This is a genomic window from Alloprevotella tannerae ATCC 51259 (genome assembly GCF_000159995.1).
In the GTDB taxonomy this organism is placed as follows: Bacteria; Bacteroidota; Bacteroidia; order Bacteroidales; family Bacteroidaceae; genus Alloprevotella; species Alloprevotella tannerae.
In genome coordinates this window covers 1037691-1058150 of sequence record NZ_GG700642.1, presented here as the reverse complement: position 1 = coordinate 1058150, position 20460 = coordinate 1037691, and the positions used below count along the sequence as shown (strand labels likewise).

The window sequence follows — 20460 nt, the reverse complement described above, 5'->3', positions numbered from 1 at the left end:
AGTTAATCGTTCAGAAGATCTTCTGCATATTGAGCATAGTATCGATATAGGTCTTGATTAGAATCGTTAGCGATCGTTTCTGTAGGGATAGCGGCCATCAGGTGTCGAGCGATATAAGACTTTGAACGATGGCTTTGTAGATAATGCTCTAATTCTGTCTTCGCTTCCGGCATCATTCCTTTTCGAATGAGAGCTTTTGCCAGAGTTAGCCGAGTATTTCCCAATAGAGCTTCTTCTGGTTGCGCATGAAGTAACTTACAGAGGAAGATAATCTTTGCACCTATGTTGCCTTTCAAGCATTGTGCAGCTTCATACCAAAGATGATGCTTGTCCGGCGTTTGTCGCAGTAGTTGCTTGAATAGAATAATGGCACAATCATCTTTCTGCTGCCAATGATAAAGGAGAGCTTGATATCTTACGGCCTCCTTATTCTCAGGAAATCTGAACATATATTGTGCCAAGAATTTGGCATACCAATCGAAGTGACCTTGTTCATTCCTTTGACAAGAAAGCAACTTTTGACATCTTTGTAAAACCAACGTTACTAATGCCTCCTGTCTGTGATCCGCTTTGTCGTAGGATGCTCTCCAATCCTCTTCGCCAAAATTACGATACGACCATACTTTGAAAAAGTCAAGGAAGAAAGCGGCGCAATCTCCTCGCAAATACCATAGCGCCAATTTTAATGTTCTCGAATGCCAAGTTGAAGCGCCTTTGTCTTTATTGAACGTTGCATAATCCTTGAAAGCTCGGATCATATTTTCCCGCTGTTGCCAATGCTTATACTGCACAATACTCCGATATTGTGCCCTCCTAAAGAGTTCTATCAGCTTATGTTTAGGAAAGGCTATGCTTTTAGCAAGTTCTTCAAAATCACATGGCTCATTATTGTCAACCAATTGTTTGATCAACCTTTCTAATAAAGACGGGACAACGTGTCCTGCATAGACATGACTTTGAAAGTCTTCTTCTCTGAATTGTGTTGGGTTCCAAAGCTGCAGAAAGCGGTAGAGCTTAAACTCGGGATGCTCTTTAGCAAACTTAATGCTGTAGCTGAGCATTTGAGAATGGAGCAGGGAAGGGCGTGGGTTTTCTAAGGCTACATATGCCTTTAGCAGTTTTCTTGCCTCAAGAGATGGCACGTTATAGAGCACCTCTTTGAGGTAACGATATATAATCCACCCCAAATCTTCTCTGAGTAAAGGATCGAAAAAGCGTGGAAAGTCTAAGAAATGCGCAATCTGAGAGAACGCATCCTTAGGTCTTTGTCCTGAGAGCTGCAATGCCGGCAGAATAATCTCTGCACCACTTTGTACGCGATGATAAAGCGCTTTAAAAGCCAGCTTTCCCATATCCTTTTCATCTAGCATCGTAGGTAGAAAAGCTTTCATTTCTTTGAGGCACACATCCACTTCATCAAAGTAGCCGTGCTTAAAGAATCGGTAGCACATATCCCGCAATACCCAAAAGAGGGACATTTGTAAGAACGGGTCCGCTTTGTCCCTATCCCAAGCATTGTAAGCTAACTCAAAGGCTTTACTTAATTCTCCTTGGCGTCTTAATTCGGTAATTTCCTGTACGTACATGGATCACGAAGCATTGAGAAACTAATCTATCATTATGGTTTGATATATGCAAAATAATTTTTGCTTTACCTTCTTGGTCTCTTTCTCGGCTTATTGATATACGAGTTTTACTTGATTTGTTATACCCATCAATTCACTAGGACATTTACTTGTTTTCTGCTAAAATTGCTCAGTTCTTAGTCGTCGACGAAGAGCATTCAATTGGTTTTGTCTTCTTAACGCGTCGTATTTTCCAACCGCTCCAAATGCACCAAAAGATAGCCAGCCCTATCAGAAAAATGTAAAGTACGCTGCCCTTACCCATAAAGGTGTAGATGCGCCCCGTGTGTACTTCGATGCAAGCATTTCGGAGAGACATCGGCAGCGAGGACATCCACTGCGGCATGGGCAGGCTGTCGGTTCCTTGATTATAGTCTACAATAATATTGTTGGGAGAGAAGTCGGCGCTATAGCCAGAGATCGCTTGATCGGAAATGGGCATTCCCTTAACAGGGTGAGAAATTTTCCCTGTAAAATAGTCAGTTACGATGTTGCTTCTCCTATCCCACTTAAACATTCCACTGAAAGAACCGATCAGCCATTGGCCGTTCTTATCTTTTTCCTCTACATTGATTCCCATAACGCTTACCGTAGGTTGGTGCAATTCAGCTTTGGGTACATCTTGTAAATGTTTCATCGAATAAAAGCCGTTTGATGTGTAGAGCAACCAATCTTTCTTTGTTTCATCATAGCGCAAGGTGCGGAGCTTTTCGTGCCAAGGGTTGTCGCTATCCATCGTTGTAAATGGTATCGGGGGAACTTTGCCGGAAGCTATTGCAATCAACGCGGGTGGACGTAGAAACCAGCCGGTGATGCACAAGAATAGGGTCAGGGCGATCGTGATTTTACCTAAACTGTTGTGCCACTTGAATAAGTGTTTTAACAGTGAAACAGGCTTCTTTTTCCGAATGAAGGGTACGAACCAAAACAAAATGCCCGTCAAAGTCAAGACAATGAAAACGATCGCTATAATGTCTACAATGAGTTTTCCAATTGTTCCGAAGAGTTCGCCGCTATGCAGGAGCCATATTGTGCGAAAGAGGCTGACCCTTCCATCGTCGTTGTCGGCTGGTCGCAAAGTGATCTGCTGAAAAGAACGGAAAGGAGGCGTGGATAAATACAAACAAGACCGCCCGACAGCAATAACAGAGTCTCCTTTAACATAAAGGTCACTCAATTTTTCATTGTCTAAGGTGGATAGTTTCACGTCTTTCCAACCATTTTTACCGGTATAGGTGTACAAACCATATTGTCCGGCTGCAAATAATTTGCCAGAGCGCGTTTGGTCCACTCTCCTGATCTGCCGGAAGTCGGCGCCTTCAGGTAATCCACGGTTAAAATCTTTCAGAGAAGCAGCATTGGTGTCTGAAATCCATATCCCGCTGTTGCCATATATCAAAACTTGTCCGTGCCATTTGAGGGAGCCTCTCAACAAACCATTATTCCATTGTTTATATTGATAGACCTCGGGCAGCATTTTGCGACTGATGTTGACGTCGGCAAAAAGCATCGGATGGTTAAGAATTAATCCTGAGAGGGAAAACATGATGATAAAGAAGCCTAAGAGCAGGCCTAACCATTTGTGGTGTTTGCGCCAAGTTATTTTCTTCATAATTTATATAAATGCCTATCCAAAGTTTTTCGGACAAAAAAACGCTGTAAAGCTTTTGAGCTTACAACGTTCTTCGTGCTTTTTTTTCAAATGAGGAGTTTTCGTGCCTTATGCCTCAAAGTCCTTTGGCGGAAGGTGAGGGATTCAAACCCCCGATACCCGAAAAGGGTATACCGGATTTCGAGTCCAGCGCATTCGGTCACTCTGCCAACCTTCCTTTGTTTTTAATCACGTGCAAAAGTAAGCGTTTCGAGCGGTACGACCTACTATTTGTCGTAAAAAAATATGCGGTTTTTACTTTTTATACTCCTTGTTCAGCCCTTCGATGACCTCTTTCGTAATGTCTGAGCCGGGTGTTGCATACAATATATTGATAGTAGCCTCGCTATTTGTGAGTATCAAGCTGTAGCGTCCATCTTTATTGTATTTGGCGAGATAATCATTGATGCGCTTGCGCAACTCCTTTTGATAGGCTTGTGTAGCTTTAGTCATAGCCTCTTCATATTGTCGTTGATGACGCGTCAAATTCGATTGCATTTGCTGGACGGTAGCTTGTGCTTGCTGCGCTTCTTGCTGGTTGGTAATCTTACCCGCCTGCATTTTTTGTTGAAAAGCAGCCATTGTTTTTTGCAGAGCAGTGCCTTCTTTCTCTAATTTAGCAGAGTAGTCTGCTTGTTTGCGCTTTAGTATTTCTTGCTGGTCGGTGCAAAACTTATATTGCTTAGACAAGCTGTCTACTTCTACATAGGCAATTTCTCCTTTTGCTGCGGCACTTCCTTCTGCAGCAGCTTTAGGCAATCCGTTGGCATGTTGTTGCGCCGGATTTTGATTGTTTTTGCAGCCGATCATCAATAGTGCCGTGAAGGCTAATAGTGTGAATCTTTTCATATCTTATTCTTTTGTTTCGCTTGAACGCTCAGACACTTTTCGCTTATTGGACTTCGCGCGCTCTTTGCGCTCCATTTCCATTACGCAAGTAATGCCTTTTTTGTTTAATGCTTTGTTGCCTTCGAGGTGTGTGTGCACAAATTTCTTCCCAAAGAAGAGCTTTACGGCCAAAAAAGCGAGGCCGGCAGCAATTAAAACAAGAGCAAATCCAAAATTCTCAAACATTATCTTTATATTTGCCTGCAAAGATAGATAATTAAAACATAGAATCAGTCTAAGATTATGGAAAAAAAAGATTTGCAACCTAAGGTTGTCTTTGATTGTTTTGCGGAAGTAAACCGCATACCACGTCCTTCTAAGCACGAAGATCTAATGATGGAATTTCTTGTGAAGTTTGCACAAGATTTAGGCTTGGAATATAAGACAGATGAGACGGGCAACGTCGTAATTAAAAAGCCGGCAACGAAAGGCTATGAAGGTCGTCCGACGATCGTCTTGCAAAGCCATATGGATATGGTGTGTGAGAAGAATGCCGACGTTGAGTTCGACTTCAAGAAAGATCCCATTCAAACCTATATTGATGGCGAATGGCTCAAGGCAAAAGGTACCACGCTTGGAGCTGATGATGGTATCGGCGTAGCAATGGAGATGGCTGTGCTCAAGAGCAACGACATCGAGCACGGACCTATCGAGTGTGTGTTCACGCGCGATGAGGAAACCGGTTTGGGCGGTGCTATCGGTATGAAATCCGACTTTATGAACGGAGATTATCTGATCAATCTCGACTCGGAAGACGAAGGAGAGATTTTTGTAAGCTGCGCCGGCGGTGCAAATACGGTAGCCGAATTCCCCTTTGACGTTACGCCGATTCCGGCCGGTTATTATACCTGCAAGGTAATGGTGAAAGGTTTGATGGGTGGTCACTCAGGCGATGATATTAATAAGAACCGTGCGAATGCCAATAAGCAATTGGTGCGTTTCCTCTGCCAAGAGTTGAAGAAGACAGATTTGCGATTGGTTGACATTCAAACGGGCGGTCTGCACAACGCTATTCCTCGTGAGGGCTATGCTATTGTTGCCATTCCTAATGACTTTAAGGATGAGCTGCGCGCTGATCTGAATATCTTTGGTGAGGCTTTGAAAGAAGAATTTTCTGAGACGGAGAAGAACATTCAAGTATTGCTTGAGACGGAGGAGAACGCTAAGGAGGCGCAAGAACCCGCACAAGCTCAACGCCAATTATCCACCTTCCTCGCTGTTTTCAATGGTGTTTTTGCGATGAGCCAAACCATCCCCGGCTTTGTTGAGACCAGCTCCAACCTGGCCAGCATCCATCGCGTGGGCAACAAGGTCGATGTTGTGACGAGTCAGCGCTCAAGCATTATGAGCAACCGCAAACACGTGAGTGCCGTAGTGCGCGCAGCATTCGAGTTGGGCGGTGCTACGAAGATTGTAACCGGCGACGGCTATCCGGGTTGGAACACCGATCCAAACAGCCCATTGGTGCAGAAAGCCGTGGAGACCTATAAGCAACTCTTCAAGAAAGAGCCCATTGTGCGCGGTATTCACGCAGGTTTGGAGTGCGGTCTTTTCAGCGAGAAATATCCTCATATGGATATGGTCAGCGTTGGTCCTACGATGCGCGGAGTGCACAGTCCCGACGAGCGTTTGCTGATACCTACCGTACAAATGGTTTGGGATCACCTCTTAGCGCTTTTGAAGGCTATTTGATGAGCGCAGATTATGATATGAGAAAGGGATGTCCGCTTGGGTATCCCTTTCCTTTTGTAAGTTTTTTTTATGGTAGGATTTGCGCTCTTGGAGCATTAAGGTGAGTTTGATGATATATAAGGAGTGATGATTACATTTGAAGTTAAAGGTAAGATTAGTTATTTATACTATGACTCAAGAAGAATACAACCGGTTAGACATTGACTTTGCGCATTGTGCAGGCACTCATTGTGAGAAAGCCGGCGAATGTCTGCGCCACACAGCCCATAAGATGCTTGCTGCGAACACGCATAACATCTATACCGCCGTAAACCCTGCCGTGATTACAGGCGCACAGCCTTGCCCTTCCTTCGTTCCCGATCGCAAGGAGAGGTTTGCCTGGGGCATCTCGCACATTTACGACAACGTGCGGGCGGCTGACTTGCGTCGCGCGCGATACGAAGTAATGTCGTGCTTTGGTTCAAATGTCTATTACAAAGTAAAGCAGCAGCGACGCGCCATCACCGAGGAAGAGCAGGAGTTGGTTCGCCTTTCCTTTACCGAAATGGGCTATGACGGCGCTGCTATCGAGTTTGATCGCTATGATGAGCAATATGCCGCACTGATGCGGTTATCGAGATATAAGTAGGCCCTTGCTTTTCCAAGATCGACATTCGCTGTCAAGTCCTTAATAGAGGTCTCTGTGTCCTTACACTTGTATATGCTGCCAGGTTCTTCATCGGTCTCTGCTCCCTTATACTTGTATATGCTGCCAAGTTCTTCATCGGTCTCTGCTCCCTTATACTTGTGTATATTATTAAAGACCTTAGTAGGTTCTTTCAAAAACATGCGTACTAAACAGCATTGGACACGTTGGTCCAATTAGTTGGACTAATATTTCCAATCGTTTGGACCAATGTGGCTAATTTATTGGACCAATGTGCCCAATTTTGATTGTATGGGGGAAAATTGGTGAATGATGCAGTGTATTATAGTTTCATCCTATTCGTTGCCGTTTTCATTGATAGTATGCGCTGAATAGAAACTACTATGCAGCACAATGACTCCGCCCTGTTCGTAATAGCCTTCCTTAGTTGCTTATGGAAAATAGAAACCGGAACACGATAATATGACTCCGCCCTGTTCGTAATAATCTTCCTTAGTTGCTTATAGGAAATAGAAACCGGTACGCGATAATATGACTCCGTCCTATTCATAATAGCCTTCGTCGGTTGCTTGTGTCGAATAGAAAGCTGCATACTATAATAATATACGCGAGTTCGGGATAAGGTTATCGGACTGCAAGCCCCGACGGGGCGAAAGACCTTAGGCTGGATGTGAAGCTCGTAAGAACGCAACTCCTGATAAGCATGCGTGGAAAGATGAACCCCGTAGGGGTGACGGAAGGTTGAGGGTTAGTGTTCTGGTGCCCCTTCAGGGTTTAGATAGTGGGAATCCACGACACAAGGGCTGCGCTACCGCTTACCTCTGTCTAAGGTCTGTCGCCCCTTGAGGCTATTAGATAAGAGTCTCTTATCCCAAATTCGCCTATAATATAGTCCAGACCTGTTCAGAGCAGCCTTCGTTGGTTGTTTGTGGTAAAAAGGAACTAATACACGATACTGCGGTTCCGACCTATTCGTGATAGTCTTTGTCAGTTGCCTGCGCTGAAAAGATGCAAGGCGGGAGGCTGTAAGTGGAAAATAAGTTTTGCTCACGCCCTTTTTTCGTGTAATTTTGCAGCATTATTGCTTATTATGGCAGACTATCAGCAGAAAAAGAACTTACTCGGGCTTACGCCTTCGGAATTAAAAGATGTGGCGCGCTCATTGCAGTTGCCCGCTTTTGTGGGTAAACAGATTGCTCGTTGGCTTTACGTGCACCACGTAAGGGAGATCGACGAGATGACCAATCTTTCGCTGGCAGCGCGAGAGTTGCTGAAGCAGCAGTATGTGATTGGTAATTCGTCGCCCATAGATGCTCAATATAGTAAAGATGGGACGATCAAGTATCTGTATCGTACGCTGTCGGGAGATTATATCGAGACGGTTTTTATTCCGGACGGAGATCGGGGCACGCTTTGTGTTTCGTCGCAAGTGGGCTGCAAGATGCATTGCGCCTTTTGTATGACCGGCCGCCAAGGCTATGTCGCTTCTTTGTCGGCGGCTGATATTTTGAATCAAATTTACTCCTTGCCGGAGCGCGAACGATTGACGAATATCGTGTTTATGGGGCAAGGAGAACCTTTTGACAACTTAGATAACGTCTTGCGTGCCACGGAGATTCTGACATCGCCCGAGGGATATGCTTGGAGTCCGAAGCGGATTACGGTGAGTACGATAGGCCTCCTGCAAGGCTTAAAGCGCTTTTTGGACGAGAGTAAGTGCAGTTTGGCCATCAGTTTGCACCACGCCGTACCGGCAGAGCGAGAGAAGATAATGCCCGTGGAGCGCGCTTATCCTATCAAAGACGTTGTGCGCCTGCTGAAGCAATATGACTTCTGTCGGCCTCGAACGAATGAAGGCGTAGGGAGTAAACAGCGTCGCTTATCGTTTGAATACATCGTGTTTTCAGGCGTAAACGATAGCTTGAAAGATGCTGCAGCGATCATCGAATTGCTTAAAGGTTTGGATTGTAGAATCAACCTCATCAGGTTTCATCAAATACCGGATACGCCGCTTAAAGGCGTTGATGACCAAAAGATGCTGCGCTTTCGCGACTATTTGACCGCACACGGTATCTTTACTACGATTCGCGCATCGCGTGGGCAGGATATTTTTGCCGCTTGCGGCTTGCTGTCGACCAAGAAGCAGGAAGAGGAATTAAAAGAAAAGAAATAACAACCTTGTTGGTGCAGATGGCGTAAGCTGATTGGCATAAACAAATGAACAATAAAATGAATAACATGAGAGATAATCAAAGAGAGGCAGTTGGCGCTGCTCATTCGCCTCAATCGCATATAAAGGTAGGCATCACGCACGGAGATACAAACGGCGTAGGTTATGAGTTGATCTTTCAAACTTTTGGAAATCCAACTATGTTTGAAATGTGCACGCCGATTGTTTATGGGTCTCCGCAGATCGCAAATGCGCATAAGAAGGCTTTAGGTCTACAATTTAATTACCAAATAATAGAGGATAGTGCTCGGGCAGTTGATGGGCAACTCAACCTTATCGATTGCGTAAAAAAAGATGTGCCGGTTAATCTTGGTCAACCGGACAAGGCAGCGGGCTTTGCGGCTTATTGCGCCTTGGAGCGTGCGACGGCAGATTTGAGAGAGGGGAAGATTGATGTGCTCGTTACTGCGCCGATAGATAAGTTTACGATTCAGAGTGATGACTTTCATTTTACCGGCCATACTGAATACCTGCAAGATCGTTTGCAAGGCGAGTATGAGCCGCTGATGATTTTAATGAATGGTCAGTTGCGTGTAGCGTTAGTGACGACACATTTGCCGCTGAGCGAGGTTGCTCCGGCTATCACTGCGGAGCGTGTAGAATTGAAACTTCGATTGCTACAACGCTCTTTGCGTACAGACTTCCTGCTTCCTATGCCGCGCATTGCAGTCTTGTCTTTGAATCCCCATTGTGGTGATAAAGGAACGATCGGGAGCGAGGAAGCTAACATCATAAAGCCGGTTATCGAGAAGTTGGTCAAAGAAGGTAAAAACGTCTTCGGTCCTTATCCTGCCGATGGCTTTTTCGGCTCAGAGCTTCATCGCCGATTTGATGCCGTATTGGCTATGTATCATGATCAAGGATTAGCGCCTTTTAAGGCTCTTGCTATGGAAGAAGGCGTCAACTTTACGGCCGGACTATCCGCTGTGCGCACTTCGCCGGACCATGGTGTGGCTTACGATATTGCCGGTAAAGGCGTGGCTTCTGTTGCGTCTTTTAGATCTGCTGTTTATTCGGCCATAGATATTTATAGAAACAGAAAAGCAGATGCTGCTGCTAAGGCCGATCCGCTGCCATTAGGACTCTACGAGAAGAGACAGGAAAATGAGCGCGCCCGTAAGGTTGCTAAAAACGATTCGACAGAATGAATTACGCCATTATTGCGGCCGGCGAGGGATCGCGTCTGATGCAAGAGGGTATAGCGCAGCCCAAACCATTGGTTGAATTAAACGGAGAGCCTATGATTCATCGGTTGATTCGTATTTTTAATGCCAATGGAGCGGAGCAGATCGCTATTGTAGCTAATGACTTTTATCCTGAAACGGCTGAATATGTGCGCAAATTAATGTCAGAGCCTTTTGGGAAGCATTGCCGACTGGTTGTGAAGTCCACACCAAGCTCAATGCATAGCTTTTATACCTTGTCCTCACTCCTTGAAGAGGGCTCTTTTTGCCTTACGACGGTAGATACGATTTTCAGGGAAGAGGAGTTTGCTCGTTACATAGAGGATTTTTCTACAACGCCTTATGATGGCTTGATGGGCGTGAGCGATTTTATAGATGATGAGCGCCCGCTTTATGTCGAAACCGGCGATCACTTGATGATTTCTGATTTTGGAGATACGGCAACGCAAGACTCAAAATATATTTCCGGCGGAATATATGGATTGAAACCGATTTGCTTACAGACGCTTCGACGTTGTATGGCTGAAGGGCAGCATAGAATGCGTAATTTCCAGCGAGGGCTGATCAAAGATGGGCGAAAACTACAAGCTTGGCCCTTTTCTAAAGTTTTGGATATAGATCACGCCTCCGATATTTTGAAAGCCGAACAATTCTTGGCGGCTGAAAAAGCCCTTTGATTATGCAGATACTTGGCGTGCGGCGTGCTCATCGCTTTTCCCCAAACTCTGTAGTGAGGGATGCAGAGATTTTTAATGCGGTGGTTAGTCTTTTGGAAAGTTATGACCATTCTGTGGTGGCAGTTGACGAGGATACGTTGCGTTATAATAAGATCTACGATCGTGTTTTCTCAATGGCGCGAAGTGAGGAGGCTTTAGCGCAACTCCTCGACTTTGAGCGACACGACTGCCCGGTGATAAATTCTCCGCAGGCCTTATTGCGAACTTCGCGCGTTTTCTTCTATGAATCGCTCCTTGCGGCCAGCATTCCGCAACCCCAAAGTTGGGTGTTGGAATATCCCTATTCGCTTCCGCCTGATTTAGATTACCCTTTGTGGCTGAAGCGTGGAGAAGGTTGTGCACAAGCAAAGGGTGACGTACAATATATATGTAATGAAGCCGCTTTGAAAACTGCTTTGCAAACTTTTCAATCCGAAGCGCCGAAGAGGTTGCTTTTATCACGGCATTTGCAAGGTGATTTGATTAAATTCTATGGTGTAGCCGGAACGAGTTTCTTCCATTCGCTTTACCCTACGCAACAAGGCGGCTTTAGCAAGTTTGGATTGGAGCAAAATAATGGCAAGCCTCATTGCTATCCCTTTTCATTGCCCCAACTACAAACCGCTGCAGAGCAAGCAGCAACGATAAGCGGCCTAAGCGTATATGGAGGTGATGCCATCGTTCAAGCAGACGGCTCTTTCTACATTATTGATTTTAACGATTGGCCGAGTTTCTCTCCCTGTGTCAACGCTGCGGCCGAAGCTATTTCGCAATTGATTCTTTCCGGTTATGACAGTTAACAGCAACATAGAGACAACGTTAAAGTCCGGCGATACTGAAGAATGGTTGGACTTATATTTTACGCGCCCGCTTGGCTTTTTCTGGGCGAAACTCTTCGCTCGCCTCCACGTTCATCCTAATATTGTGACCATCTTTAGCATCTTCTTAGGCGTAGGAGCCGGTTTTTGCTTCTATTTTGAGGATTTGCGTTGGACTGTTTGCGGTATTTTCCTTCTTGTATGGGCAAATATATATGATAGTTGCGATGGACAACTCGCTCGGATGACAGGCCAGAAAACTAAATTAGGTCGTATCTTGGATGGGTTCGCAGGTGATGCTTGGTTCTTTACAATTTATTTCTTTATTTGTTTGCGCCTGACACCCGTTTGGGGTGTTTGGATTTGGCTCTTAGCGGCTTTGGCCGGACTTATTTGTCATGCCAAACAATGCCAATTGGCCGATTATTATCGCAATGTGCATCTTTTTGTACTAAAAGGTAAATCCGGTAGCGAGTTAGATAGTTCTGCGAAAGTAAAGGCAGATTATGAAGCGCTTCGTTGGGGAAATGATTTTATACAAAAGTTGTTCTTGTATTTTTATATTGGATATACCAAAAGCCAAGAGCAGATGACGCCTTCTTTTCAGCATTTGCGCGCAGCATTGCAAGCGAAAATAGGCGAACAAAGTTGGCCCGAACAACTCCGAAAGGACTTTCGCCAAGGCAGTTTGCCCTTGATGAAATATGCCAACATCTTGACTTTTAATACGCGAGCCATCGTTTTGTACATTTCGCTTCTATGCTTTGTTCCGTGGGCCTATTTTATTTTTGAGATAACGGTGATGAATGTGCTGTTCTTCTATATGCGCCAACGCCACGAGCAACTTTGTCGCCAACTTTATCAAAATCTGCCGACTTATGAAGCCTCTATATAGAAACCTCTTTCTTTTGTTCGGGTTGGTCAGCATAGGTTTTATGCTGTATAGTTTTGGAACGGATTTCGCCGATTGGCAAACTTCGCTCCTCAATGCCGGGTTTTATCTTCCTGCGGTTGTGGGTTGTTGGGTTGTTGTGTATGCTTTTAATGCGCGAGCTTACCAAGAAATAGTCAATTGTGTTTCATCCGATAAGCGTCTTTCCTATTTGCATGCTTACAAACTCACGGTTAGCGGTTTCGCCTTTAGTTATACGACGCCCTTTGGCTTTGGTGGCGCTCCATATCGTGTGATGGAATTGAGCCGTTATATCGGAACGCCTTGTGCGATGTCTTCTACTGTGCTCTATTCGATGATGCATATTCTTTCTCACTTCTTCTTGTGGATGACCGGCGTTATATGTTTTGTGCTGTTTTATACAGATTGCTTAGATTCGACTACGATCATTCTTCTCGCCATCTTTGTCCTGATCTTTTTCGTCGTACTTTATTTTTTCTATTACGGTTATAAAAACGGCCTGATTGTCAAACTCTATTCGATATTGCTGAAAATACCGGGCATCAAGAAGTATGCACGTCGATTTTATACAAAAAATGAACAGGCGATGCAGCAAGTGGATCAAAATATCTCTTATCTGCATGCCCGTCCAAAAGCTTTCTACTCTTCGCTCGTTTTAGAATACGTCGGGCGCGTATGCAATAGTCTTGAATATTTCTTTATTCTGCGCAGCTTGGGCATACCCGTCGATTTCTTTGATGCGTTGTTAGTTCTGGCTTTCTCTTCGTTGATCGGTAACCTCTTGTTTTTCTTTCCGATGCAATTGGGCGCGCGCGAGGGCAGTTTGGCTGCCATTGTCCGTATTTTAGGCTTTGGTAACCCCTCCTTAGGTTTGTTTGCCAGCTTCTATACGCGCATTCGCGAACTCTTTTGGATTATTGTCGGCGTCTTGTTGGTGAAAGTGGGCAATCAAAAAATGATGAAATAATGCAAGCAATACTCTTCGATTATGGAGGTACACTGGATACGAATGCCGTGCATTGGTTCAACGTACTTTGGGGCGGCTTCCGGCAGATGAAAGCGCCATTCAGCAAAGACCATTTTCGCGAGGCCTATGTCTATGCAGAGCGTAGATTAGCGCAGGCTCCGCTCATCCAGCCTTCCGATGATTTTTATAGTTTGTTGCTAAAAAAAGTGCGAATAGAGGTCGATTATCTCATTGAACACGATATTTGGGAAGCCACAGTCGCAGAACAGTCGGCTATGGTCCGTGGCGTAGCCGATTATGGTAATGCTTACGTCCATCGTAACTTAGAGCGCGTGCGCCCGATCTTGAAACGGCTCTCACAACACTATAATTTGATTTTGGTGACCAATTTTTATGGCAACATACAAGCCGTACTCGCAGCCTACGATCTGAATTTCTTCAGTCAAATCGTAGAGAGTGCAGTGGTTGGGGTGCGCAAACCGGACCCCCGTATCTATGCCTTGGGCCTTGAAGCTGCAGCTTGTGCTGCGGAAGACGTGGTAGTCATCGGCGATAGCTATGAAAAAGATATACTTCCTGCAAAATTCTTAGGCTGCCATACCATTTGGCTAAAAGGAGAGGGTTGGACGAAGGAAGAACGTCAGGACAATGGGGCGGCAGATGTCATTATTGAAGATATAACCGCGATAGAGCATTTGTTGCTATCGGACAAAGGGTAGAGTAGGGCTATTTTCCGAACTATGATTTCTTAATACAGGCAGCGCTTGTCCTAATCTCCGTATACTTCATTCTTATTATTTAGCAACGAATGACTGACTTTGGTAAGATGAAAGTCCGCCTTGGCACTTTTTTATCGTGAGCGTACGTTTGTTTCATCGTGAGCGTACGAATGTCCTTACGTGAGCGTACATTTGTTTCACCGTGGTGAAACTTTGAAAAGATAAGTTTTGTGCGGCTGAAAATGGACTTAAAGCAGTCGAAAAGTCAGCCCGAGTGGACGGAAAATCTTGTGTTTATGAGCAAAAATGCAAGAAGCTTTTGCCATACTTTGGTTGTGCCGATGCTTGTTTCTAAATTTGCAGCAAACAGATTAAGTATGCAGTTTCGGATATATCAGCCGCTGCCCGGGCGCACCTTGACACAGGAGTTGGATGACTTGTTGCTCCAACTTTATGATGTGAGGACGAGTTTCACACGCGTATATTTCTCGGACGTAAAAAACCAGTTGCCGACTTTTGAGCGCCACCCCCTTGCTCAAAAGCTGAACGAGGGCGTCGTGGCTTACGTAGAGCAGCCCCCATTGGATGGCAGTAAGGTCGTGCTGCAAACCGCTGAGGGGGATACTTCCCATTTTGTGTTTCAAACCATAAGACTTGAGAATCCGAGGACAACTCAGACGATTGAAGAACAGACATTTGAAGCCTTCGATCGCCATATTTCTTTATTCCAAGAAAAAGGCTTGACGTTCAAAGATAACTGCTTGCGTACTTGGTGCTTTGTTTACGACATTGATCGCCACTATGCAGGATTTGTCAGTGGGCGTAACCGATTATTTGCGCGAGAAGAGCTGAGTAAAGAAACCCATTTAGTCGCTTCGACGAGCGTAGGCGGGAGTTTCGCTTGTGATGCTGCGCTTATCGGCGTTGACTTTCTCTCGGTAGATAATGATTATTGTGGAGCCATAAAATACTTACAGGCACCTGAATATCTGAATCGGACTGAAGAAGACGGGATGGCTTTTGAGCGTGGAGCGATGGTCGATGTGGCTGATGAGCGCTATTTCTTTATTTCCGGGATAACCAGCATTGATAAACAAGGTGAAATTGTGCATTCTGGCGACGTAGTGACGCAGGCCGGCCGTATATTCCTTAATGTTCAAGAATTGCTCAAAGATGGTGGTGGTAGTTTGGCTGATTTACAATCTGTCATTATCTATTTGCGCGACATCGCCGACTATGTTACGATAGATCGTTATATGCGGATGCGTTTTCCAAAACTCAGTTACCTCATTGTGCAAGCCCGTCTTTGTCGGCCGAAATGCCTGATTGAAGTAGAGGGCGTGGCTGTCAAATCGCTTTAAGTCGGAGATTAGCTCTCGTATACTTCTATTGAACTCATACTCCCATATTGATCCGTGGAAGTGAAGATGAAATGGCTTTTCAGAGAAACAAATGAGTAGCTAAATCTTGCTTATTTTTATCGATATTTAGCCTATAAAAGAAGAAAAACTACCTAAGATAGTGGTGAGAGACTACCCGTTGGGCTTTTTTTGGATAGAAACTTAGGCATTTTCGTTTGTTTTTGCGAAATTTGCGAATCAATTAAAATGTCCAAGATGGAATATACAGCCCGCCAGATCGCAGACCTTCTGCAAGGAACCCTTGAGGGGAATCCGGAAGCGGTGATTAATACCTTTGCCAAAATAGAAGAGGGATGTCCGGGAGCCATTTCTTTTATGGCTGATATGCACTACGAACATTATCTATATGAAACGCTCTCAAGTGTAGTGCTTGTCAATACTGATTTTCAACCAAGTCAGCCGGTTAAGACCACACTTATACGCGTGCCGAATGCAAGAGAGGCTATCGGTCGTTTACTTACGATATATCAACAGCAAACCCAGCGTCGGACGGGTATTCATCCGCGTGCGGTGATTGCCGAATCTGCTCAAATTGGTAAGAATTGCTATGTTGGCCCTTCTGTTTATATTGGTGAAGGTGTTATTGTCGGCGATGATACGCAAATTTATGCCAATTGTGTGATCGAAGAACGGAGTAAGATCGGCAAGGGGTGTTTGTTGTATCCTAATGTTTCTGTCTATCACGATTGCTGCATCGGCGATCGCGTAATTCTGCATAGTGGCTGCTGCATAGGTGCCGATGGTTTTGGTTTCGCACCTGCGGCAGAAGGCTATGAAAAGATTCCCCAAATCGGCAATGTTATTGTTGAAGACGATGTCGAGATAGGAGCAAATGCTTGCGTAGATCGTGCGGTGCTGGGATCTACATTGATACATAAAGGCGTGAAACTGGATAACTTGATTCAGATTGCTCACAATTGCGAGATTGGTTCGAACACTGTAATGTCGGCACAAGTCGGGATTGCGGGATCTGCAAAGATTGGTAATTGGTGTATGTTTGGCGGTCAAGTAGGCGTTGCCGGCCATATTTCTATTGCGGATCATACCAATTGCGGTGCCCAAGCCGGTATAGCCGGAAGCATACGTAAAGGCAATAGGACGCTGTTGGGTGCTCCTGCAATGGATGCTAAGGCTTTTGCGCGCAGCTATGCTGTGTTCAAAAGTTTGCCGGAAATGCGCAAAGAGCTGAATGATATCAATGAGAAATTAGAAAATGCGGCAGATCACGCTTGATGACTTGCACAGTAAAAAAGCCGCAGCAGTTATACAATGCAAGGACTAAATAAAAACGAAAACTGAATGAAACAAACGACGCTGAAAGGATCATTTTCACTATACGGAAAGGGATTACATACGGGGTTAAGTCTTACAGTAACCTTTAATCCGGCTCCGGAAAATCACGGTTACAAGATTCAACGTATAGACCTGCCCGGAGAACCCATTATCGAAGCTATCGCAGAAAACGTTGTAGATACGAGTAGAGGAACGGTCGTGGCAAAAGGGGAAGCGCGTTGCAGCACCATAGAGCACGCGATGGCCGCCCTTTATGCCTTAGGTATCGACAATTGTATGATCAGAGTAAACGGACCGGAGTTTCCAATCCTTGATGGTAGCTCAGAGGTGTTTGTCAAGAACATAAAGGAAGTTGGTATTGTAGAGCAGAACGCCGAAAAAGATTTCTTTATTATCAAGCATAAGATAGAATTTCGCGATGAGAAGACCGGTTCGAACATCATTATATTGCCGGACGATCAGTTCTCGATAACAGCAATGATATCCTTTGATTCAGAGTTTATCGGCAGCCAATTTGCGACGCTGGATGATATACAAGATTTCTCGAAAGAGATTGCACCGGCTCGCACCTTTGTCTTTGTGCGTGAAATAGAGCCCTTGCTGAGCGCCGGCCTGATTAAAGGTGGTGATTTGGATAACGCTATTGTTATTTATGAGAGACAAGTTTCTCAGGAAACTTTAGACAAATTGGCTGATCACCTGCACGTAGAGCGTAAGGACGCAACGCGCTTAGGCTATATCAATAAGCGCCCACTGACTTGGTCGAATGAGCCGGCGCGCCATAAGTTACTCGATATAATTGGAGATATGGCCTTAATTGGTCGTCCTATTCAAGGCAGAATCATCGCGACGCGCCCCGGACATACTATAAATAATAAGTTTGCTCGCCAAATGCGGCGCGAAATTCGTCAGCACGAGATTCAGTCGCCGAAGTATGATCCTAATGCAACGCCATTAATAGATATCAATCGTATACACCGTCTGCTCCCACATCGATATCCTATGCAATTAGTGGATAAGGTTATTGAAATGGGGTCGGATTATATTGTGGCGGTTAAGAATGTAACCGGCAATGAACCTTTCTTTCCTGGGCATTTCCCTAAAGAGCCGGTTATGCCGGGCGTTTTACAGATTGAAGCAATGGCGCAATCAGGCGGCTTGCTTATCTTGAATACGTTAGAGCATCCCGAAAATTATAGTACTTACTTCTTGAAGATTGATAACGTAAAGTTCCGGCAGAAAGTTGTGCCTGGAGATACGCTTATTTTCAAAGTAAAATTACTCTCTCCCGTTCGTCATGGTATTTCTTCTATGCGTGGTTTTGCCTTTGTAGGTGAAACGGTGGTGATGGAGGCCACTTTTACGGCACAAATCGTAGAGAATAAAACGAATAAAGCATAAAATAACTCGTCATCATCCTATAAAGAAAGTATGAGCAGCCTTATATCCCCCCTTGCATTTGTCTCTCCTGAAGCAAAAATTGGAGAGAACTGCGAAATCGGTCCTTTCTGCTATATCGACAAAAACGTAGTTATTGGAGACAATAATATAATAATGAATTCGGTGACTATTTTGTATGGTGCGCGGATTGGTAATGGAAATGTAATCTTTCCTGGTGCGGTGATCAGTGCAATCCCGCAAGATTTAAAATTCAAAGGAGAAGAGACTACGGCAGAAATAGGCAATAATAACAAAATTCGTGAGAACGTCACAATCAATAGAGGTACGGCTGCCAAGCAAAAAACCATTGTAGGTAATAATAACTTACTGATGGAAGGAATGCACGTGGCGCATGATGTGTGTCTGGGTAGTGGCTGTATTATTGGCAACTCCACGAAAATAGCCGGCGAGGTCGAGATTGACGACTTTGCTGTGATTAGTGCTAACGTCTTGATTCATCAATTTTGTCATATTGGCAGTTATGTAATGGTTGGAGGTGGAACGCGCACAGGGCAAGATGTGCCTCCCTATACCATGGCTGCGCGTGAGCCTGTTGCTTATTGTGGCCTAAATTTTGTTGGTTTGCGGCGTCATGGCTTTTCTTCAGAAGTGATTGAACAAATCCATGAAGCTTACCGTTTGTATTATAATGCAGGTATGTCTCGCGAGGAAAGCTTTGAGACGATAAAGCAAAAATTCCCTGAATCAAGAGAAGTGGAGTATATCATTGATTTTATAAAAAACTCAAAGAGAGGAGTAATCAAATGAGATTCAGAATAAAATTTATATCCGACGAAGTTGAGGGGTTCTTGCGCGAAGTTGAGATCAATGATGATGCTACCTTCTTAGACTTAAGCCAAGCTGTACTCAGAGCTTGCGATTATCCTGACGATCAGATGACTTCATTCTTTTTATGTAATGATGAGTGGGAAAGAGGCGTGCAGATTACGCGGGAAGATATGATGGTAGGAGAAAGCGAGGATATTTATGTGATGGCAGATACTCGTCTTTCCGAATTTATTGAAGATGAAGGGCAGCATTTAGAGTATATCTTTGATCCTTTTAATGATCGCTTCTTTTATATGACTGTCAGAGCCATCCTTTCTGGTGATGGAGAAAACATCTTTGAAGTTGTAAAAAGTAAAGGAGAGGCTCCCGCACAAATCAAAGAACTATCAGACGTAGAAACGCTCTTAACAGGAAAAAATGAGCTTATAGAAGCTGACGATGCTTATTTTTCAGAAGAAAGTTCTCCTTTTAATGAAGAGGACATAGATTTGGAAGGTTTTGAAATTAGCGATGGCCAATCTTTTTGATATCGTTTGACCTATTATATTAAAAGGAATAATGGAGAAGACCTTGCTTATTTTACTTGGGCCAACGGCGGTAGGCAAGACAAAAATAGCTTTAGCAATAGCAGAGCAATTCTCTTCACCCATTATCAATGCTGATTCTCGACAATTATACAGAGATTTACCCATTGGCACAGCTGCTCCGACAGCAGAAGAACAAGCTTTGGTCAAACATTATTTCGTTGGTGATCTATCTTTGACTGATTATTATAGTGCTGCACAGTATGAGGCAGAAGTATTACCTCTTTTATCCCATTTGTTTTCAGAAAGAGACGTCGTAGTTCTCTCAGGAGGTTCTATGTTATATATAGACGCCGTCTGTAATGGGATAGACGATATCCCTACAATTGATCAATCTACCAGATCCTTGTTAAGCAGGCGCTTAAAAATCGAAGGCCCTGAAGCGCTGAAAGCCGAATTGAAGTTGTTAGATCCCCTTTATTACCAAGAAGTAGATTTAAGGAATACGGCGCGCATCGTACACGCCTTAGAGGTTTGCTATATGACCGGACAGTCTTTTTCTTCTTTTCGGACAAAATCTCGCAAGCCGCGGCCATTCCGCTTAGTAAAGTTTGGACTTTGGCGCGAACGAAATGAGCTTTTTGAGCGCATAAATCAGCGCACAGAGACAATGATGGGTAATGGCTTACTAGAAGAGGCAAAACGTGTTCTTCCTTTTCGTCATAGCAATGCTCTAAATACTGTCGGCTACAAAGAACTCTTTAAGTATTTTGACGGCGAATGGGATTTGTCCTTTGCCGTTGAAAAAATCAAGAGAAATACGAGAGTCTATAGCAAGAAACAAATGACTTGGTTCAAAAAAGATCCAGACATTCGTTGGGTTAAGGCTAACGACAATGCAATTGATCATATAATGCAAAGCTTTGCCAAAAATACAGTATAAA

At 44.4% G+C, this 20460-nt stretch carries 19 protein-coding genes and 1 tRNA gene; 15 read left to right on the top strand and 5 right to left on the bottom strand.

The window, feature by feature from the left end; translation table 11 throughout:
- Nucleotides 1–2 precede the first annotated feature (2 nt).
- The 5 genes from GCWU000325_RS04430 to GCWU000325_RS04410 form a co-directional block, all read right to left on the bottom strand.
- The gene (locus GCWU000325_RS04430; protein ID WP_006254971.1) at nt 3–1586 is read right to left on the bottom strand and encodes a tetratricopeptide repeat protein; all 1584 of its coding nucleotides are present in this window, start codon (nt 1584–1586) and stop codon (nt 3–5) included.
- A gap of 169 nt (nt 1587–1755) precedes the next feature.
- Nucleotides 1756–3237 (bottom strand): PepSY-associated TM helix domain-containing protein, encoded by a 1482-nt coding sequence (locus GCWU000325_RS04425; protein ID WP_006254970.1) that lies wholly within the window; start codon nt 3235–3237, stop codon nt 1756–1758.
- Between the two features lie 126 nt (nt 3238–3363).
- A tRNA-Ser gene (locus tag GCWU000325_RS04420) sits at nt 3364–3454 on the bottom strand.
- A gap of 77 nt (nt 3455–3531) precedes the next feature.
- A complete protein-coding gene (locus GCWU000325_RS04415) occupies nt 3532–4125 on the bottom strand; it encodes an OmpH/Skp family outer membrane protein (protein ID WP_006254969.1) in 594 nt (197 codons plus the stop codon).
- Between the two features lie 3 nt (nt 4126–4128).
- Nucleotides 4129–4350: a hypothetical protein gene (locus tag GCWU000325_RS04410; RefSeq protein ID WP_006254968.1), complete on the bottom strand. Its 222-nt coding sequence runs from the start codon at nt 4348–4350 to the stop codon at nt 4129–4131.
- Nucleotides 4351–4407: 57 nt separating this feature from the next.
- Here GCWU000325_RS04410 and GCWU000325_RS04405 point away from each other — a divergent pair, with 57 nt between their 5' ends.
- The 15 genes from GCWU000325_RS04405 (at nt 4408) to miaA (ending at nt 20459) form a co-directional block, all read left to right on the top strand.
- Nucleotides 4408–5856, top strand: coding sequence for an aminoacyl-histidine dipeptidase (locus GCWU000325_RS04405; RefSeq protein ID WP_006254967.1), 1449 nt, complete (start codon nt 4408–4410; stop codon nt 5854–5856).
- Between the two features lie 169 nt (nt 5857–6025).
- On the top strand, nt 6026–6484 hold the full coding sequence (locus GCWU000325_RS04400; RefSeq protein ID WP_006254966.1) for a DUF6078 family protein: 459 nt from the start codon (nt 6026–6028) through the stop codon (nt 6482–6484).
- A gap of 1108 nt (nt 6485–7592) precedes the next feature.
- Complete coding sequence (gene rlmN, locus GCWU000325_RS04395; protein ID WP_006254964.1) at nt 7593–8675, top strand: 23S rRNA (adenine(2503)-C(2))-methyltransferase RlmN; 1083 nt, start codon at nt 7593–7595, stop codon at nt 8673–8675.
- A gap of 65 nt (nt 8676–8740) precedes the next feature.
- Entirely contained in the window at nt 8741–9880 is a 1140-nt protein-coding gene (pdxA, locus tag GCWU000325_RS04390) for a 4-hydroxythreonine-4-phosphate dehydrogenase PdxA (protein WP_050756620.1), read from the top strand.
- The gene (locus GCWU000325_RS04385; RefSeq protein ID WP_006254962.1) at nt 9877–10593 is read left to right on the top strand and encodes an NTP transferase domain-containing protein; all 717 of its coding nucleotides are present in this window, start codon (nt 9877–9879) and stop codon (nt 10591–10593) included. The genes pdxA and GCWU000325_RS04385 overlap by 4 nt, the downstream gene beginning before the upstream one ends.
- A gap of 2 nt (nt 10594–10595) precedes the next feature.
- Nucleotides 10596–11432 carry an ATP-grasp domain-containing protein gene (locus GCWU000325_RS04380; RefSeq protein WP_006254961.1) on the top strand — a complete coding sequence of 279 codons (837 nt, stop codon included), beginning with the start codon at nt 10596–10598 and terminating at the stop codon, nt 11430–11432.
- A complete protein-coding gene (locus GCWU000325_RS04375; RefSeq protein ID WP_006254960.1) occupies nt 11422–12345 on the top strand; it encodes a CDP-alcohol phosphatidyltransferase family protein in 924 nt (307 codons plus the stop codon). Before GCWU000325_RS04380 ends, GCWU000325_RS04375 begins: the two co-directional genes overlap by 11 nt.
- A complete protein-coding gene (locus GCWU000325_RS04370; protein WP_006254959.1) occupies nt 12329–13330 on the top strand; it encodes a lysylphosphatidylglycerol synthase transmembrane domain-containing protein in 1002 nt (333 codons plus the stop codon). Before GCWU000325_RS04375 ends, GCWU000325_RS04370 begins: the two co-directional genes overlap by 17 nt.
- A complete protein-coding gene (locus tag GCWU000325_RS04365; protein WP_006254958.1) occupies nt 13330–14049 on the top strand; it encodes an HAD family hydrolase in 720 nt (239 codons plus the stop codon). Before GCWU000325_RS04370 ends, GCWU000325_RS04365 begins: the two co-directional genes overlap by 1 nt.
- Nucleotides 14050–14426: 377 nt before the next feature.
- Nucleotides 14427–15410 (top strand): Rid family hydrolase, encoded by a 984-nt coding sequence (locus tag GCWU000325_RS10960; protein ID WP_169303817.1) that lies wholly within the window; start codon nt 14427–14429, stop codon nt 15408–15410.
- A 255-nt stretch (nt 15411–15665) separates the two neighbouring features.
- On the top strand, nt 15666–16703 hold the full coding sequence (gene lpxD, locus GCWU000325_RS04355) for a UDP-3-O-(3-hydroxymyristoyl)glucosamine N-acyltransferase (protein WP_040599329.1): 1038 nt from the start codon (nt 15666–15668) through the stop codon (nt 16701–16703).
- A gap of 66 nt (nt 16704–16769) precedes the next feature.
- Entirely contained in the window at nt 16770–18164 is a 1395-nt protein-coding gene (locus GCWU000325_RS04350) for a bifunctional UDP-3-O-[3-hydroxymyristoyl] N-acetylglucosamine deacetylase/3-hydroxyacyl-ACP dehydratase (protein WP_006254955.1), read from the top strand.
- Between the two features lie 30 nt (nt 18165–18194).
- Nucleotides 18195–18971: an acyl-ACP--UDP-N-acetylglucosamine O-acyltransferase gene (gene lpxA, locus GCWU000325_RS04345; protein ID WP_006254954.1), complete on the top strand. Its 777-nt coding sequence runs from the start codon at nt 18195–18197 to the stop codon at nt 18969–18971.
- Nucleotides 18968–19519, top strand: coding sequence for an IS1096 element passenger TnpR family protein (locus tag GCWU000325_RS04340; RefSeq protein ID WP_006254953.1), 552 nt, complete (start codon nt 18968–18970; stop codon nt 19517–19519). The genes lpxA and GCWU000325_RS04340 overlap by 4 nt, the downstream gene beginning before the upstream one ends.
- Nucleotides 19520–19550: 31 nt before the next feature.
- Nucleotides 19551–20459 carry a tRNA (adenosine(37)-N6)-dimethylallyltransferase MiaA gene (miaA, locus tag GCWU000325_RS04335; protein WP_006254952.1) on the top strand — a complete coding sequence of 303 codons (909 nt, stop codon included), beginning with the start codon at nt 19551–19553 and terminating at the stop codon, nt 20457–20459.
- Nucleotide 20460 lies beyond the last annotated feature (1 nt).